This window comes from Pelotomaculum sp. FP (assembly GCF_004369245.1).
In the GTDB taxonomy this organism is placed as follows: domain Bacteria; phylum Bacillota; class Desulfotomaculia; order Desulfotomaculales; family Pelotomaculaceae; genus Pelotomaculum_C; species Pelotomaculum_C schinkii.
Window position 1 is genome coordinate 1 of the sequence record NZ_QFGB01000043.1, and the last position, 16663, is coordinate 16663.

Genomic DNA, 16663 nt, shown 5'->3' on the forward strand with positions numbered 1-16663 from the left:
TCGCACACTCTTCGCTAATCAGAGCTGCAAGCTGCATTTCCTTTTCGTTTAACTGTGTCATGGTCATTTCTCCTTTTTGTTTTATATTGGAGATTATTCCCATTTACACAGTTGAAAATACAGCCTCTCATAACCAATTTCAGGTACGGGATAACTTGGAAATAGCTCAACCCTACGTGCTGGATCCGGCGCTGTACTGGACACCTACACCTGAATCTGGATGGCTGTCAGAAAACTTCTAATATCTATATTGGAAATGTTGTCAACAACCCCGTCCCCGTGACCGACGTGACCGACCGATGTAATTAGCTCAAATAATGATTTTCCTTTAATATTTCCAGATATTGAGATAATTGCGAGTTATTAAATTTTGTGCCTTTAATCCTTTTAACACCGTTAATTATATCAATATCACTTTTTCCTTCGCTACCAACCAAGTTGCATGCAACATAATCTAAAGTTGCAATTCCCTCTAATTCAAAGGCTGTCTTATTGCCAAATCTACTTATCACATACTCAACAGTTTTCTTGTCCTCAGAAGAAAGCTCTTCCCCCTCACACCTAGAGGAATCCATAACACTAATAGTATGGGTTCGCCCTGTAGTATCTATTTCTATTACCTCATCACTTTCCAATCTATGCAAAATATTATCAAGCTTAGCGCTATAAGGTCCAAAAAAGTGTATATTATACCCTAAATCAAACTCGACGCCTTTTCTCTCAATTAAGTACATTAATTTCTGGACTGCCTTTTTACCAAGTTTCCTATCTTCGCAGATACTTTCCAAAGTTTTAATATAACGCCTCAGATTATTCACCATATTCCCCCTCTCAAAGAGTTTCAATTAATACTTTTTAAATATTCGATTGCATCATTACCTTTTTCCTCGCACACATAAAGTCTTTCTATATTTATTTTTTCGGTCAAATTTGAAATAATATGCGACTCATCAGAAATCGTACTTGGCTGATCAATTTTCTTGTTTACTATCACAATAGCCTTTTCGTTTTCTATGTCAACTTTCATTGGAATTTTATGCGGCATCTTATCGGCAGAATAATCCTCAATAAAAAATTCAGCGCCAAATTCTTTGAACAACAGCTTTTTCTGACTTTCAAAATACCGCTTATCTCCCGATTGAGGATGAGGCTTTGTTTCTAATATAGCAGGAAAAACTGACCGCTGGATTATTCTCTTGCAATCAACAACATCATTAAAATGTTCCTTCATTAGTTGAAAGACTCTACTGTCATCCCATTTAATATATTCGTCAACAGAATCAGGATATGTACCATTAGGTAGTATTTGTTCTAATGCACGCGCAAAAATAATATCAAAAAATCTTCTGGTTCTATGAAAATATACTTGCACAAACATAAAGTATCTTGCTAAAACGAATTCCTCAAACGCTTGAACTCCACCATGTTCAATCGCCAAACGTGGAATTCCTTCCTGCAAAAAAACCGTTAAACAAGAAACCAATCGCTCGACATCAAATTTGCCGTAATTAACCCCACAATACAATGAATCTCTTAACAAATAATCCATTTTGTCACAATCCAATTCACTGTCCATAAAGCTATTTAAAAATACAAACTCTGAGTTTTCGCCAGCATCTCTACCATTATATATGCCACAAATTAGTTCTGGAGTAATATCATATTTTTCTCCATACTGTTGAGCATATTCTTTTCCGATCTCCCGAATATAATCTGCTATACATGTTTCTTTAATTATTTTTTCTGTGAAATCCTCATGTTTTAATTTACCAGGAAAGACCACTTCAGATGCATGTGAGAATGGTGCATGCCCCAAATCATGAGTCAATGCAATGACCCTTAATATTTGTTCATACCAAGCTATCTTTTCCTTCGATAAAAAATCTGGATTTTTACTTACAACCGAGCGAAACGCTTTCGTTACTAAATGCATTACTCCCAAAGAATGACCAAAACGAGTATGCTCAGCTCCATGGTAAACTAAGTTGGTTAAAGCAAGTTGCTTAATATTTCTTAATCTTTGAAATGGAGCAGAATCAATTATTTTATTTTCAAGAGGTTTTACCTCAATAAATGCATGCACCGGGTCTCTATATCTACTAAGGCTCAAAAAACCACCTCCGCGTTCGCATACATACGCTTTAATTATAACACATGACGTTGCAAAAAGGTTATTTAATCCAACAGAAAGAGGGCCTGCTGTTAGAAATTTGGAGCACCTCAAGATCCTTGCATATGTCAGTCAAGCTCTTCATCCCCCTGGCGCCGCTTTGCGCTGCGGCGTTTTGCGCCAATAGTCCCAGCACAAGAAACACCACCCCGTGCATGTACGCGCGGGCCACGGAGTTGATGCGCTCGATCAGCTCCAGCTTCTCCGGTTCCGTGATTTTCGCTTTGGTAAGCTTTATACAGCTTATGCTGAGCATCCGGCATGGTGAGTACGGGAGAGTTTTCGATCAAAGGCAGATTAACAATTTCCTGTATAAATCAAAATCCTGTTATTAACTATTTTGATTGTCTTAACCCCTTCAGGCAGCAGCGCAGGTAATGCGTTTTGCTGAAAAGCAAATGACCATTGGTAAGCTGTAACAAAGGGATTTCCCCTTTGAATCGTCAGGTTAAAGCTGTCATAAAAATCCTGACCCAGATTAGAAAAATTCTTTCTGCTATACAACATACTTTCCATAGAAGGGGAAGTAATGTGAACATTTTCTGCCCTTCTTATATATTCAATAATCTTAAATATTAATTCATCTCCGCAGTCACAGTACACATTATGGAGCAGTCCAACCGTTGTAAACACAATAAGAATCTCTGGAATATCTTCTAACAATCGCTCTTTTCCAAGATGAAACAGAGCATATATAGCTGGCGCATCAATAACAATCGATTCATTTTTAGGGATAAGAATTTCTGTGTTTTTACTTATTGCTTCGAGTGCAATATTTTTAATATGATTTGCTTTGACGTTGCCATTAACTTCAGTTCTCTTCTGAAGAATATCTAATTTTCCCTCCACCTTTTGCACTAAGATATTGGATTGCTGATCCACGTGTCCGTTAGCCTTATACAAATTTAGATAATATCTAGATTTTTCTAAATCATTATAATGGAGATATGCAACAGAGGCATAATATGCGTATATTGTTTCACCATAATAACGATATTTTTCATATATATCCAGCGCACTCTCTATAATTCCACTGAAATCATTTAGTCTTACCTTTAAATCAACTTCTATAACCTTACGAATATCCGATCCGCACATGTATTTTACCTTATTTGAATATAGCCAATATGCTCTATCAATGTTATTAATTTTCATCAAATAATCATGGTAAGCAAGATAAAAGCTATCCGGATCTTGATTCACAAGTTCCGGCTTGTCCTTAAGGACTTCCTCATATATATTGCCTATAGAATGAACTTGCCCTGTCCTCCGATAAAAGGTTATCAAGATATTGTAGTTTATAACCGATGGCTCTTGGTTAATGATATCCCGGATCGTCCTTTCTGCTTCTGCGTATTCTCCATTCACTTCATAATAAAAGCTTTTAATTATCTGCATCTTATCACTATGGTTCCAATGTTCTGAATACTTCACAAAATAATCATTAAACCGATCCTTTGCTTTAGCATTCAAAAGAGTGGCTAGAAATTGAATAAGAATATCCTCATTATCTTTATAGATTTTATCCACAATTGGTTTCAAAGCCTGAATTGCATGCTCAGTCATACCACGCATGTTGTAAAACTCGCTGGAAATTAAAGCTTTATCCGTTTCATTTAGCATATTGATATCATTGACACTACTCTTGTTCAATTGAATATTATTAATTGCCTTCATCCGGCTTATTTCATATAAGTCATCGCCACAATACTCTATGAGTTGATCGGACATCCGGTCAAAATCCATGATTCTCCTCAAGTAAAATAAACTTCTCAAGTAAGGGATTGCAACTCTTGAATGGATTCCCCGCCGTACACTTCCTTTAGCTCTGGCAAACCCAGCTTCAAAATATTCTACTGCTTTACTTAAATCATTTAGATTGACGGCATTTATCTTAATCGTAATACCATCATCCGCTTCTCCAATAGCCTTAAAATAGGTTGCTATTCCCAGGTCTTCAATATTAAAAATATTATCATCGATTTCATATGCTCTTCGCAGTAGCCGAAGCGCATCGCCATACATTTTGTAATGCAGCGCGATTTCTCCAGTTAAACGGTAAATAAACTGACGTTGATCGTCGTCTTCAGTATTAACAATCAAATCCATATCCTCATTCAAAAGCATATCAAAAGCTCTTTCATAAGGAATTTCAGTACAAATGTTTTCAGTATAAACCTTTAAGCCAAGGAGCAGGGGATCCTCAGGAGCCATTTCATACCACTCATTAGCCGTTTTATAAGCCGATTCAAAATCACCAATATTAAATTGATAATCAACGATGCAGGATAGAAGATCTATATCATCTTTGCATTTTGGCAATTTCATAGCAGATTCAACCAAAGAAGCCGCAGAAGGGTAATCTCGAATCAGGATATAACAATAAAGCATCCCCTTTATAAGCATCTTCTTATCCTCAGTTGAGAGAGGTTCAAAAATACTCCCCTGCAGAATTCGGTTGTATTCAGCAATTGCTTCGTCTATCTGACCATTTTTCTGCAGCTTTTTGATCTCTTTTACTTTATCGTATATAGTAGAATCCTTGGAAGGAAGAGATTCAGTTGGATCTACAAGTGTCAGACACTCAGTTTTCACACTCATCATACTTTGAGGCTGATAAATTGTTCTCTGATCACTGCCTTTCAAAATCTGACTTTGTGCTTCTTGCTCATCTATTTGATCACTTACACTTATAATCTCATTGAGTATTTCACGAATACCTTTTATGTGGTCCCCGTTATCAGTGGAATATCTTAAGATCTTTACATCATATCGCTTCTCCATTTCAAGGCGTTTTTCCACCGATATATTAGCTAGTAGTATAAAATGTCTAGCTCTCAATCTTTCACTGCTTACTTCTAACACTTGCTGTATATATTCATCGTCCAAAGAGACCCCAATAAAAAGCAATACGTATCTTTCTCTAAAATGCTCAAGCACCGTTTGAAACTCTATGCTATTCTGATATAAATTATTATACGATTCCCTGGAAAGAACAATCGTTGAAGGCTTCGTATAATCTCCGTGCAGATTATATACAGCCCCATCGTGAATCACATCGTCCCACTCGTTGCTGAATTCTTTGAATAAATGTGAAATATCACTGGGACCTTTACCAACATACTCGGATAAATAGTTGTCATAGTTTGTAGTCAGATACTTGGTGCAGTTCATTTTAGCCAAATCCTTATAGATATTATCAGGCGGTTCTTCAACCTCTTTTTGTCTTTTGCGCTGGATTGCTCCGCAAATTGAGGCCTTCAAATCCTCTTCCCCGATGCCCGCTTTCCTCATCTCATCTACGGCTTCCAAATATCGATGTTCTTCGATGAGTTTTGAAATTTCTTCTCTATGCTCAGTAAGGAATTCATAATCAAATTTTCCACAAACATCATCAAGAAGTGTACCCCATCCGGGCATTTCGAAAGGAAACGACAAACCAGCTCCGACAAATGGTACGAGCTGATGCCTTCTATAAGCTTGTTTTAGTATATTCATATACTCTTTTGCCGGATGGGCCATTTCACCACTTCCTTAGATAATCGCATAATGAGAAATTTGTTGGACGGGTATGTAAGACCGGTGTCTACAAGAGCCGCATAGCTCCCACCCTTGACCTCCGGTAATCTGTGAAAACAGTTCACATGCTGGGCTCCACGCATGGATGGGCTGCCTATCACAGCCTTTATCTCTGATTTCTATTTACTGTGTTTGAAAATAGTCCTGCCAACTTCAATGATCATTTTGATTTCGTTCTGTGTCCTTCCTCTAAACGCAGCAGCCAGTTCATCTAAAGCAGAATCATATTTTGCCCGGGGATCACTCTGTAAAAGATAGTCAAAACTGGCCCCCAAGATGTTCCCAATTTGTACTAAAGTCTCAACACTTAATTTTCTTTCGCCCCGTTCAATTTGGCCAATATATGAGGGTGTTAAATTGGTTTTTTCCGCTAAGGCTTCTTGCGTTAACCCTTTATTCCGGCGTAGTCTTTTAATCTTTTCTCCCAACAACCGGTAATTCACAGCCTCAACTCCTTTACAGTTAACTATAAAGGCTGACAGCGGCCAATATAATATGCCATAAGCTTAGTTAGGTATTGCCATAAGCTCAGTAATGACTTAAAATATAGTGTATCAGAGCATTTCGGATAGACCCTGCCTGTTTATATACAGATTTAATCAAACATTACATTAGTAAAGAGGTAGTATCTGAATGGCTAATAAAATGGAATGCCATATTGTTTATGCCAAGACTCGTGCAGAGGCCGATATCATAGCCGTATACTTTAATCACCAAGGGATTCCAACAGAAGTAAAGAAGGACAATATCTTTGGTTATACAATTCTTACAAACAAAGAACATCAATTCAAAGCTCAACTGATATATCTTTCACGTTTAAACGCTAAATAATCCAGGAAAAAACCTCCGGTACGGTTAAGTATCAGAGGCTTTTCCTTTTGTTCAGTGAGCGTGCCGGTATTTATGTTTTACAGGATTCCAGCTTATATTCGCTAGCCTGCCTGGCCATTGACAACATGTGTCGCACCAAAAATTAGCATAGGAATTACTCCGGAGATGGTACATCTCCTACTTTATGCCCGGTTTATCCCGGCGCTTTCGAACCGTCCCTCTGTGCCTTCCGCTGTCGTTTATACCATATATCGGTCATTCATGCACAGAGTATCCTAAAGCCGGTTTCATTCTGATATAGTAGTTTCATGGAGCTTGTCCGGGAGCGGGAAACTCCACTACTAAAAAGGGGTGAGGCATATATGCGTTGGAAAATCTCTTGTGGCCGCGGCCGGCGGCGCTTAATCACTTCATAACTATGAAAATTATTGAAGAATGCAAATGTGCAATTCAAACGGCAAATGGATGTTTTCTCACTGCTGTAAACAAAGGTGGGATGGATGAACCTGCCAATCGACTCCCCATTCACACAGACGCAACAAAGATTGACATCTGGGAAATGTTTGAGGTCAGGGAACTACATAACGGCAGTTAACAACGGCGGAATGTCTGACAGTTCTGGAAAATCCGCTATATGCACAGATTCAACAACAGTAGGTGAGAATGAGAAATTCAAACTGATTTTCTTCTGATCCTCAACTTCAAAACAGCAAGCCGGAGGTTGGCCTCCGGTTTAATTTTTCTACACCATGGTGTCGACCGCGCGGGTCGCGATGCCTTTGCTGCTGGCATTGGAAAAGCCGGCCAGCTGCGCGGAAAGCATATATATGGCCTAAATAGTGCTGCCAAACTTCCCCGCCGGCATGGATGCCACCCCGGCTTATGCTGCCTTACCGGCCAAAGAAGAACATTTAGCCCTTTGACCGCCCTTCCCCCAGTCTCCGTGATATACTGCTTTTTTTATGTTCGCTTTTCAGTTTACCCGTACTCTGTTCCTTATTCTGTTTCTTATACAGTATACGAGCCCGATGCCCATCATGCTGCCAACAGCATCCATGGCGATATCGCTGACTTGAAAAGCCCTGCCGGGCACATAGAGCTGGTGGATTTCATCGGTTACGGCATAGGCGACACATATGGCCAGGGAGATCGCAATCGCTTTCATCCCCCTGGCGCCGCTTTGCGCTGCAGCGTTTTGCGCCAACAGTCCCAGCACAAGAAACACCACCCCGTGCATGTACTCGCGGGCCACGGAGTTGATGCGCTCGATCAGTTCCAGCTTCTGCGGTTCCGTGATTTTCGCTTTGGTAAGCTTTACCGTGGTGTCGACCACGCGGGTTACGATGCCCTTGCTGTTGGCATTGGATAAGCCGGCCGGCTGCGCGGAAAGGAGATAGATGGCCAGCATCCAGAGAAGCACGGCGAGCCAGGACAGGGTTTGTATAAGCGGGCGGTTTATATTCATTTACTCATCCTTTGTGATAGTTTCCGGACAATGTCGCTTCCCGCGACACCATCGGCATTTGCAACAACCCAATGTAGGTGCGATTTCAATCGCACACGGCGCCCCGGTGACGGACTTATTCATAAGTCTAGCTATTTGCCTGTCCCTTACTTATCATTTCACATCACCTTTTGCTTCAAGAAAGCAAGAGAATTCATCTATTTCCTTTTTTAAACGATTAAATACTTTCGGCAACTTATTTACTAATGGCGCCATTTTGGCACTAGATAGCTGAAAACTATATATATTTCTTACAATATGGCGAAAACCCCTGTATTCATCTAAATAGTTTCTTGTTTCCCTTGAAATAACGGAAGGCCTTATCAGCTCAATTTCAGTAGCCATTTGGCGTAATAGTTCTTGGTGCCAGTTTTCTCCTTTTGGTCTTGTTTGATCTACGTTTGCAGAAACCAACTCAAAGATTCTTTCAAGTGCTGTATAAAAACTATGGAGGTTTAAAGCCACGCTATCCAGATAAAATTCATCTCCTGTTCGCTTTACACGTTCCCAACCAGCCTGCGTGCGGTCAACAATTTGCTTAAGCTCATTGATTTCTTCACGAACCCTGCTCGCAAGAGTTAAATATTCTTTGTTCATACTTCAATTCCCTCGGCTTCAATGGCTCTACGCAAGGTATCACGGCAGGTTTGAGCATCAACTAAATCAACCTTGAAATCTGTAGTTAGGCCAGTTGCTACACCCACCGCTGCATAAAATTGTTCATCAGGGATGCCCCATGCAGCCAAATCAACATCGGACCAGCGTGTAAATAATGAACGTTTGGCTAAAGAACCAAACACCACTACCTTTTTGGCCCCAAAACTTTCTTTTAAAAGGGATGCGGCTCTCCTGGCCAATAGCCATGCTTCATCATAACGTTTTGATAAAGCTACATCAGCTACAGAAGTATCTTCTGTAATAGTTAAAGAATATTTATAAGTTGAGTAAGAAATCAAGTCATCGGGTTTTGTACTCATTTCAATTCCCCTTTTCAGTTGCGCCATAGGCGACACATATGGCCAGGGAGATCGCATTGGTAAGCTTTACCGTGGTGTCGACCACGCGGGTTACGATGCCTTTGCTATTGGCCTTGGAAAAGCCGGCCGGCTGCGCGGAAAGAAGATATATCGCCAGCATGCAGAAAAGCACGGCAAGCCAGGACAGGGTTTGTACGAGCGAGTGGTTTATATTCATTTATTCATGATCCTTTATACGACAAAACTTCCGATTGATCCCTTTGAGAACTGTCCCCGTGGCAGTCACAGAAAGGCCGGGGCTTATACACTTCCCGGTCTCTCTTGGTGAGCGTTAACTTTCTTTTTCTTGCCAATCGTTTATAGAAATACTGCTTATCGGTTTCATACTTCAGCCACCACTGCATTAAGGTCAATCTTACCAACTTTGGGAAGAGGATCGCGGTCGAGAAGTTTTAAAATAAGCCATTCTTCAAGGACTTCTCGCAATACTTCCCTACAACTCTCCAGCGTTTCTTTATTAGCCCACACGCCCGGGCAGGACTGTATTTCCCCCCAAAAAGTACCGTCCTCAAGAATTTTATATTTAGCTTCATGCATTGCTGCTTCTGTAAAAGCAGTTAAGATAGGCATAATAATTATCACCCCTGACGATATTATACCCCAGGGGCAGGGAATCTTTCCAGCGGAACTTCCTCAATGCTAGAATTATGCGTTGCCGTCTCAGCTTATGTCAAGAACCCCGTCCCCGTGACACACCCTAGTTAGCATTGTCGCGCTGCTCATCACTTGTCACCTGCACATTTTTGGCAGTCAATTGATCGATTGCAGCCGTTGCCGGTGAGCCCTCGCTGAGATCAAGCAGGTTGCCGGACAAGTTGAGAGAATCCCCCTCGCCGAGACCGCCGTTTTGGCTGTTTTGAACCAGTGGCGCGATATCTTCGATATTATTGTTGCTCAGGTTGAGATAGGTCAGGTCCGTAAGCCCCGCCAGCGGAGCTATATCCTTGATCTGGTTGTTATTCAAAGTAAGTTTCTGCAGATTGACCCGTTCAGCCAGCCCAGCCAGATCCGTGATTTTATTGCCGCCCAGGTTCAGTTCCCGGAGGTAGCTCAGCTCAGGCAAAAAGTCCATGCCGGAAAGCCGGCTGCCGGCCAAAGACAGCTTCTGCAGCCCGCCCAGCTGCTCCAGGATGGAAAAGTCATCGCTTTTGTTGGCGCCCATATTCAATTCCTGCAGGCCCGTCAGGCCCGCAAGAGGAGCAAAGCTGGTGATCTCATTGTTGTTAATGGAGAGTTTGAGCAGCTTTGTCATATTCCCCAAGACCTTTATATCAGAAATCTTATTGACGCCAAGGTTCAAGTCCTGCAGGTCATCCATGCCGGCCAGCACGGCAATGTCCGCAACCTGGTTGCTGTTGATATACAATTTCTGCAGCCTTTTTAAACCCGCAAGCAGCGAAATGTCCGTAACCTTATTGCCGCCCAGGTTCAACTCCTGCAGTCCGGTCAGTCCGGAAAGCGCCGAAATGTCTGCTATTTGATTGCTGTTAACCGCCAGCTTCTGCAGCTTGCCAAACTGGCCCAGGAGGGATATATCCGTAATCTTGTTGCCGCCAAGATACAGCTCCTGCAGATCCCCCAGGCCGCCAAGCGCGGCGATATCCGTAATCAGGTTACCGGTAAGATAGAGTTTTTGCAGCTTGGCAAGTCCCGCCAGGGCCGATATGCCGGCAATCTTGTTGGCTCCCAGATTCAGCTCCTGCAGGTCCGTCAGACCACCCAGCACGGCAATGTCCTCGATCTGGTTGTTGTTGAGGGTGAGCCTTTGCAGCTTGTCCAGCTTTTCCAGCGCGGCCAGATCGGTAATATTGTTGCCGCCCAGATTCAAATTCTGCAGGTTGCCAAGCCCGCCAAGAACGGTGATATCCGCGACCTGGTTATTGTTTAGATACAGTGTTTGCAGTCCGGTGAGCATTTTCAGGAAAGAGAGGTCGCTTATTTTGTTGCCGCCCATGCTCAAGCTTTTCAAATTTACAGCATACTGAAGGCCTTCCGGGTCGGAGATGCCCAGGTTGGTTAAAGTAAGGCTGGTCAGGGAAGTCATACCTTTCACCGTAACCGGTCCTTCTGACCGTTTTAAAGCCTTGCGCACGGCTGATTCGAGGTTGGCGTCATGAAAAGAAACCGTATCGTCCATTGTTAAACCATCAGGGACCTGATCGGCTGTGAAGGTGTATCTCATAGTCTCTTTTCTGCCGACCTTGTCTAATCTTGCAGCTGTAGTTATTGAGTCGACACTGTTGCGGGTAATGTCCAACTGCTGCAGTGACGTCAAGGTCGAGAGAACACCCGCGTCATAAATAACATTATAACTGAGGTTCAATTTTTGCAAATCCTGCATACCTTTCAGGCTTTTTATATTATAAATATGGTTTTTGCTGAGGTTGAGTTCCAGCAGCGATTTCAGATTGGACAAAGCGTCTATATCTGAAATATGGTTGCTGTTGAGTAAAAGCTTCTGCAGATTGACGAGCCCCGACAGAGCGTCAAGATCGCTTACCTGGTTGCCGCCCAAATTTAATTCGATCAGCCCGGTCATGCCCCTGATGGACGAAATGTCAGAAATCTGGTTATTGCTGAGATAGAGCTTCTGCAGGCCCGTTAACCTGGAAAGAGCTGCGACGTCCCTAATTGCGTTGTCGCTAAGGTTTAGCTCCTTCAGGCCGGTCATTCCCGCCAGCGGGGCAATGTCTCTAATTTGATTCTTGTTGAGGTGCAATTTTTGGAGCTTGACAAGCTTGTCCAAAGCCTTGATATTATCAAGCTTATTGTTGGTGAGGGTCAGCTCCTGCAGGTCACCGAGTTTGCCCAGGCTGGAAATACTGCTGACCATATTGTTGTTGAGATACAGCTTCTGAAGTGTGGTTATACCGGCCAGTGTCGCAATGCTGGTAATATTGTTGTCGTTTAGGTTTAGACTTCTGAGGTTGGCGGCGGCTGCGAGGCCGTCAAGACTGCTGATACCGAGACCGCGCAGGTCAAGGGTGGTCAATTGGGCCATATCCGCCCCGGTTATGGAACCGGAGGGCTTTTGCAGGGCTGCCCTGACAGCGCTTTCAAGTTTACTGTCCTTAAAGCTTATTGTATTACCTGAAGCCTCTGCCGCCAGACCTTCCTTCACGCCGGGGACAAAGAAAAATGTTGGTACGAGCAGGACAACCATCATCATTATCGCCGTTAAACGCACTGCGTCAAATCCGCCATTTCTTTTTTTAAGCACGCTTAAACCCACTCCTTTTGTTTTTTTTCGAGTGTACACCTCATTAGCTTTTTCCCTATGTATGGTAAAATTCTTTATACCACGCCACAAACCTGCCGATGCCTTCATAGATACTGGTGCTTGGCTTAAAGCCGACGTCCCTCACCAAATCCGTCACGTCGGCATAGGTTTGATACACATCGCCGGGCTGCATGGGGTAAAACTCCTTGACCGCCTTTTTGCCCACGGCGTTTTCAATGGCCCCGATGAAATCCATCAGTTTCTCCGGCTTGTTGTTGCCGATGTTATACAGCTTATACGGGGCATCCGGCATGGTGAGCACTGGGGAGTTTTCGATCAAAGGCAGGATCCCGCCGACAATGTCGTCGATATAGGTGAAATCCCTGTACATGTCACCGTTGTTAAACACCCGGATCGGCCTATCCTCCAGGATCGCTTTGGTAAATGAAAAATACGCCATGTCCGGCCTGCCGTACGGCCCGTATACGGTGAAAAACCGCAGGCCCGTGGCGGGTATCCGGTAGAGGTGGCTGTAAGTGTAGGCCATCAGCTCATTGGATTTCTTGGTGGCCGCGTAGAGGCTGACCGGGTTATCAACGTGATCGTCCGTAGCAAAGGGGACTTTTTTGTTGTTGCCGTAGACAGAACTGGATGACGCGTACAAAAGATGCCGCACCGGGTAGTGTCTGCAGCATTCAAGGATATTAAAAAACCCCACAATGTTGGACTGGATGTAGGCTTGCGGGTTTTCAATGCTGTAGCGCACACCGGCCTGCGCCGCCAGATTTATGACCACATCAATGCTGTGGTCACGAAACAGAGCCTCCAGGTGCCCTTTATCAGCCAGGTCTATTCTGTAAAAGGTAAACCGCTCATACTTTTCGAGGATAGCCAGCCTGGCATATTTCAACTGTACATCGTAATAATCATTCAAATTATCCAGGCCGATAACGGCGCAGCCCAGTTCCAAAAGCCTTTGCGAGAGATGCATACCGATAAACCCGGCCGCGCCCGTCACCAAATATATCTTTTTGACATCTACTGATTTTTTCATTACACACCCACGCCATAGTATTTAAAGCCCTTTTCGACCATGCTCTTTTTATCGTAAATGTTCCTCAAATCAAAGAAATACTCTCCCGCGCCGATTTCCTTAAATTTATCAAAATCAAGGTTCCTGAATTCATTCCACTCGGTCAGGATCACCGTGGCATCAGTATGCGCCAGGGCTTCATAGGCATTGTCACACCAGATGAGGCTGTCCTTGATATCTGCAAAACGCCAGTCCCCCTCTTTCCTGCCAGCAGGGTCATACACCTTGAGCTTTGCGCCGCGTTTTACCAGTTCCGGCAGGATCACCAGTGACGGCGCCTCCCGCATGTCATCTGTGTTCGGCTTGAAGGTCACGCCGAGCACGGCCAGGGTTTTATCATTTAGATCCCCCAAAGCTCCTGCAATTTTATCCACCATTTTCAGCTTCTGGCGGTCATTGGCAGCCACTGTCGCTTCCACGAGAGATATGGACTCCCCACAGTCCCGGGCTATTTTCACCAGAGCCCTGGTATCTTTGGGAAAACAACTCCCGCCAAAACCGGGGCCGGCGTGCAGGAACTTTGGGGAAATGCGCCCGTCCCGCCCCATCGCCTTGGCTACCTTCTGCACATCCGCGCCGACCTTTTCACAAACGTTGGCTATTTCATTGATGAACGTGATCTTCATGGCCAGGAACGCGTTGGAAGCGTACTTGATCATCTCCGCGGTTTCGATGTTGGTTTCAACGAAAGGGGTTTCGTTGATATAAAGGACCCGGTAGACCTCCTTCATGATGCTGATTGCCCGGTCGCTTTCAGCGCCGAGGATAACCCGGTCAGGATGCATGAAGTCTTGAACAGCGGAGCCTTCCCGCAGGAATTCAGGATTGGACACCACATCAAAGGTATAGTCAACCCCCCGCTCAGTAAGGATAGCTTGCACCGCTGCCTTGACCTTCTGGCCGGTGCCCACCGGCACGGTGGACTTGTTTACGATGACCTTGTAGCTATTCATATAGGTGGCAATATCCTTTGCCACAGCGAGCACATACTGCAAATCCGCGCTGCCATCGTCCGCCGGAGGAGTGCCGACGGCAATGAAGATAACGTCGTTGTTTTCAACGGCGGACTGGATGTCCGTTGTAAAGTCAAGGCGTTTGTAGTAGTAGTTGTTCTTGACTATGCGCTCAAGCCCCGGCTCGAAGATGGGGATGACGCCTTCTTTCAGGCTGTTGATCTTATTTTCGTCAACGTCTACGCATGTTACTGTGTGGCCGAAGTCGGAGAGAATAGCGCCGGAGACGAGGCCAACGTAGCCGGTGCCGATTACTGCTATTTGGGGCATGGTGTGATCACCTCAATTTGTCATTTAGCATACTAATCTTCAATAAAATCATCCTGTAAATAGGCTTCAATTTTATTATTTCTCAAGAGCAACTTCTTCGCAATCAGGTAACAACCCAACTATTTCTAAGCTATTGCGAGCAGCCCTCTATGTTCCAGGCGGTATTGTTTCACCCTTATGGGTTGCGACCACGGCGAAGCGGCCGGGGTCTTTAAAATGGCGGAGAAAACTGTGGTTGCCTTTTTTGCGGTGGGACATAGATAGGAACTTTTTTCGTTTATGAGTCTGTTGGGCTACCCTTCTGTGTTCATTAATTCTCCTCGTAATGTTTTATCCACTCAAGAGCATCCTTGTCCCACTGGCCGAAAAACTCCTTATCGCCCAGCACACATTCATAAATAGGTAAAAGAAATATTTTAATCAGCAAAACTATGCTACCAAAGCTGGCATCAATTTTAGTTCCAATTCTGCGTTTAAAAGCATTCCATTGCATTTGTTTATCTTTAAGTGTCTGGAAGCTTTCAGAAAACACCGTCGGCGTTTTGGAGAGAGGTGTCCCACGTCGTTGTATCGTCTGATTTATGGCTTCATATAACACCCGTCCATCAAAGTCAAAGGTTCTGCAAAGCATGTAAACATCATAAAAATCCTTCATTCGGCTGTTGGCTTCAGCCAAATAAAGCATCGCCTCAAACTTTTCTGCGATTACTGACTCCATGGAATAAGCTTTAATTCTTGGGAGATCCATATCAAGAAGAGAAGGATACTCCATATCAACTGCTTTGGGCACGATTACGTCTCCGAACCCAATGTCAAACTGCAAAATCTTTTTTGACTTGTCCAAAAAAGCGGTAACTTTTATTCTAACACCTTCATAGTCGGCATCCTCTTTAATGCGTTCCGCACTGATTGTTTCCGTGTCGAAGTAAATTGCATCATCGGCTTCGATGCTGCAGATTTCTTTAAAAATTTGTTGAAGACCATCCAATGTACTTGCCAATTCCTTTGCGAGCAGATCAATATCCTTTGTAGCTCTTGCCTTGTCATCAAGGATAGTATAAAGGAGCAAACCTCCCTTTAAAACAAAAATATCCCCATACTTTGAGATGGATAGGCGATATAAGATCCGCTCAATAAAATACAGCATCAAAAGATAATCAAATTGTTCTTGCTTTGCAATAGCAAGATTTTTAAGCCTTGCTTTAATGCTATCCGCCTTGCTCATAGCATTGCCTCCAGATAAGGTCTGATTTTTGTTTTTATGCGAAGCCTGGCTGCATACTCCATGAGTTTTTGCAGATTTTTATTTTTGCGTGCCATGTAGTTTTTTAGCACCTCAAAAGCCACATCTTCGCCCAACTGATACCTTAATCTAAAAAAGTCACAAACAGTTCTTTCCCGATCATAAATTCTGATTTTCGTATAGGAAAGCTGCTCCGAGGTTTCCCCCAGAGAAAAGAATGTTTTGCTAAAAACATACAGTTCAATTGGCGGATACTCCGGCAATTGAGGTTTAACGGTGCTGGATGGAACGGCAACACTTACTATGGTAGGGTTTATTGTAGTGAACTCGTGATGGACTGCCGCAGAGTAAAGGCAAATCACTCCGTTTGGAACCAGACTTGATGCCAGTTCAATATCCGACATGTTATAGTCAGAGCTAGCCCATGAATAAAAACCAGTCCTGTGTTTTTTAACAAAACCTGCTTCTATAAGTTCTGTGATATCTCTGCTGCAAAGCTTGTTTTCTCGGAGAATGGACGCCTTGACAATAGGACCGTTATCATCAAATATCTTTTTAATTTTTTTACGCCTTGTCTCAGTCATGATTATCACCAAATCAATAGGCATTAAGATTTATTTTCTGTTTTTTTGTGCATATTTATTTTACAATATTTTCTAAGTAGTTGTCAATATAAAACTTATCTTTAAAAAAATCAGGAACG

General features: G+C 43.2%; 16 protein-coding genes. 1 reads left to right on the forward strand and 15 read right to left on the reverse strand.

Annotation, left to right across the window (positions count from 1 at the left end; genetic code table 11):
- Nucleotides 1–305: 305 nt before the first annotated feature.
- The 5 genes from Psfp_RS14990 to Psfp_RS15010 form a co-directional block, all read right to left on the reverse strand.
- The gene (locus Psfp_RS14990) at nt 306–845 is read right to left on the reverse strand and encodes a type II toxin-antitoxin system antitoxin SocA domain-containing protein (protein ID WP_192895456.1); all 540 of its coding nucleotides are present in this window, start codon (nt 843–845) and stop codon (nt 306–308) included.
- Nucleotides 842–2110, reverse strand: a complete 1269-nt coding sequence (locus Psfp_RS14995; protein ID WP_134219356.1) for an HD domain-containing protein — start codon at nt 2108–2110, stop codon at nt 842–844. The genes Psfp_RS14990 and Psfp_RS14995 overlap by 4 nt, the downstream gene beginning before the upstream one ends.
- Nucleotides 2111–2171: 61 nt before the next feature.
- Entirely contained in the window at nt 2172–2426 is a 255-nt protein-coding gene (locus Psfp_RS15000; RefSeq protein WP_134219357.1) for a hypothetical protein, read from the reverse strand.
- Nucleotides 2427–2467: 41 nt separating this feature from the next.
- Nucleotides 2468–5692: an SIR2 family protein gene (locus Psfp_RS15005; protein ID WP_134219358.1), complete on the reverse strand. Its 3225-nt coding sequence runs from the start codon at nt 5690–5692 to the stop codon at nt 2468–2470.
- A 176-nt stretch (nt 5693–5868) separates the two neighbouring features.
- Nucleotides 5869–6192 (reverse strand): helix-turn-helix transcriptional regulator, encoded by a 324-nt coding sequence (locus Psfp_RS15010; RefSeq protein ID WP_190239886.1) that lies wholly within the window; start codon nt 6190–6192, stop codon nt 5869–5871.
- A 190-nt stretch (nt 6193–6382) separates the two neighbouring features.
- Between Psfp_RS15010 and Psfp_RS15015 the strand changes: the two genes are divergently transcribed.
- Nucleotides 6383–6580: a hypothetical protein gene (locus tag Psfp_RS15015; RefSeq protein ID WP_134219360.1), complete on the forward strand. Its 198-nt coding sequence runs from the start codon at nt 6383–6385 to the stop codon at nt 6578–6580.
- 973 nt (nt 6581–7553) lie between these two features.
- On the opposite strand, the gene Psfp_RS15020 is transcribed toward Psfp_RS15015, so the two are convergent.
- The 10 genes from Psfp_RS15020 to Psfp_RS15065 all read right to left on the reverse strand — a co-directional run bounded on the left by Psfp_RS15020 (nt 7554) and on the right by Psfp_RS15065 (nt 16544).
- Nucleotides 7554–8045, reverse strand: coding sequence for a VanZ family protein (locus Psfp_RS15020; RefSeq protein ID WP_134219361.1), 492 nt, complete (start codon nt 8043–8045; stop codon nt 7554–7556).
- A gap of 153 nt (nt 8046–8198) precedes the next feature.
- Nucleotides 8199–8681 carry a hypothetical protein gene (locus Psfp_RS15025; RefSeq protein ID WP_134219362.1) on the reverse strand — a complete coding sequence of 161 codons (483 nt, stop codon included), beginning with the start codon at nt 8679–8681 and terminating at the stop codon, nt 8199–8201.
- Nucleotides 8678–9061, reverse strand: a complete 384-nt coding sequence (locus Psfp_RS15030; RefSeq protein ID WP_134219363.1) for a nucleotidyltransferase domain-containing protein — start codon at nt 9059–9061, stop codon at nt 8678–8680. Before Psfp_RS15030 ends, Psfp_RS15025 begins: the two co-directional genes overlap by 4 nt.
- Nucleotide 9062: 1 nt before the next feature.
- The gene (locus Psfp_RS15035; protein WP_134219364.1) at nt 9063–9278 is read right to left on the reverse strand and encodes a hypothetical protein; all 216 of its coding nucleotides are present in this window, start codon (nt 9276–9278) and stop codon (nt 9063–9065) included.
- Between the two features lie 164 nt (nt 9279–9442).
- Complete coding sequence (locus Psfp_RS15040; RefSeq protein WP_190239888.1) at nt 9443–9691, reverse strand: type II toxin-antitoxin system HicB family antitoxin; 249 nt, start codon at nt 9689–9691, stop codon at nt 9443–9445.
- 127 nt (nt 9692–9818) lie between these two features.
- Nucleotides 9819–12341 (reverse strand): leucine-rich repeat domain-containing protein, encoded by a 2523-nt coding sequence (locus Psfp_RS15045; RefSeq protein ID WP_190239889.1) that lies wholly within the window; start codon nt 12339–12341, stop codon nt 9819–9821.
- A gap of 55 nt (nt 12342–12396) precedes the next feature.
- Complete coding sequence (locus Psfp_RS15050; protein ID WP_134219366.1) at nt 12397–13395, reverse strand: NAD-dependent epimerase; 999 nt, start codon at nt 13393–13395, stop codon at nt 12397–12399.
- On the reverse strand, nt 13395–14717 hold the full coding sequence (locus Psfp_RS15055; RefSeq protein ID WP_134219367.1) for a UDP-glucose/GDP-mannose dehydrogenase family protein: 1323 nt from the start codon (nt 14715–14717) through the stop codon (nt 13395–13397). The genes Psfp_RS15050 and Psfp_RS15055 overlap by 1 nt, the downstream gene beginning before the upstream one ends.
- 310 nt (nt 14718–15027) lie before the next feature.
- Nucleotides 15028–15942, reverse strand: a complete 915-nt coding sequence (locus Psfp_RS15060) for a nucleotidyl transferase AbiEii/AbiGii toxin family protein (protein WP_134219368.1) — start codon at nt 15940–15942, stop codon at nt 15028–15030.
- Complete coding sequence (locus Psfp_RS15065; protein WP_153189542.1) at nt 15939–16544, reverse strand: hypothetical protein; 606 nt, start codon at nt 16542–16544, stop codon at nt 15939–15941. The genes Psfp_RS15060 and Psfp_RS15065 overlap by 4 nt, the downstream gene beginning before the upstream one ends.
- Nucleotides 16545–16663: the final 119 nt, after the last annotated feature.

Bases quoted from the DNA above. Each gene is read 5' to 3' on its own strand.
- Psfp_RS15050 (WP_134219366.1), bottom strand. From the start codon at position 13,395: ATGAAAAAATCAGTAGATGTCAAAAAGATATATTTGGTGACGGGCGCG.
- Psfp_RS15055 (WP_134219367.1), bottom strand. From the start codon at position 14,717: ATGCCCCAAATAGCAGTAATCGGCACCGGCTACGTTGGCCTCGTCTCC.
- Psfp_RS15035 (WP_134219364.1), bottom strand. From the start codon at position 9,278: ATGAATATAAACCACTCGCTCGTACAAACCCTGTCCTGGCTTGCCGTG.
- Psfp_RS15000 (WP_134219357.1), bottom strand. From the start codon at position 2,426: ATGCTCAGCATAAGCTGTATAAAGCTTACCAAAGCGAAAATCACGGAA.
- Psfp_RS15040 (WP_190239888.1), bottom strand. From the start codon at position 9,691: ATGCCTATCTTAACTGCTTTTACAGAAGCAGCAATGCATGAAGCTAAA.
- Psfp_RS15030 (WP_134219363.1), bottom strand. From the start codon at position 9,061: ATGAGTACAAAACCCGATGACTTGATTTCTTACTCAACTTATAAATAT.
- Psfp_RS15020 (WP_134219361.1), bottom strand. From the start codon at position 8,045: ATGAATATAAACCGCCCGCTTATACAAACCCTGTCCTGGCTCGCCGTG.
- Psfp_RS15005 (WP_134219358.1), bottom strand. From the start codon at position 5,692: ATGGCCCATCCGGCAAAAGAGTATATGAATATACTAAAACAAGCTTAT.
- Psfp_RS15015 (WP_134219360.1), top strand. From the start codon at position 6,383: ATGGCTAATAAAATGGAATGCCATATTGTTTATGCCAAGACTCGTGCA.
- Psfp_RS15060 (WP_134219368.1), bottom strand. From the start codon at position 15,942: ATGAGCAAGGCGGATAGCATTAAAGCAAGGCTTAAAAATCTTGCTATT.
- Psfp_RS15025 (WP_134219362.1), bottom strand. From the start codon at position 8,681: ATGAACAAAGAATATTTAACTCTTGCGAGCAGGGTTCGTGAAGAAATC.
- Psfp_RS15065 (WP_153189542.1), bottom strand. From the start codon at position 16,544: ATGACTGAGACAAGGCGTAAAAAAATTAAAAAGATATTTGATGATAAC.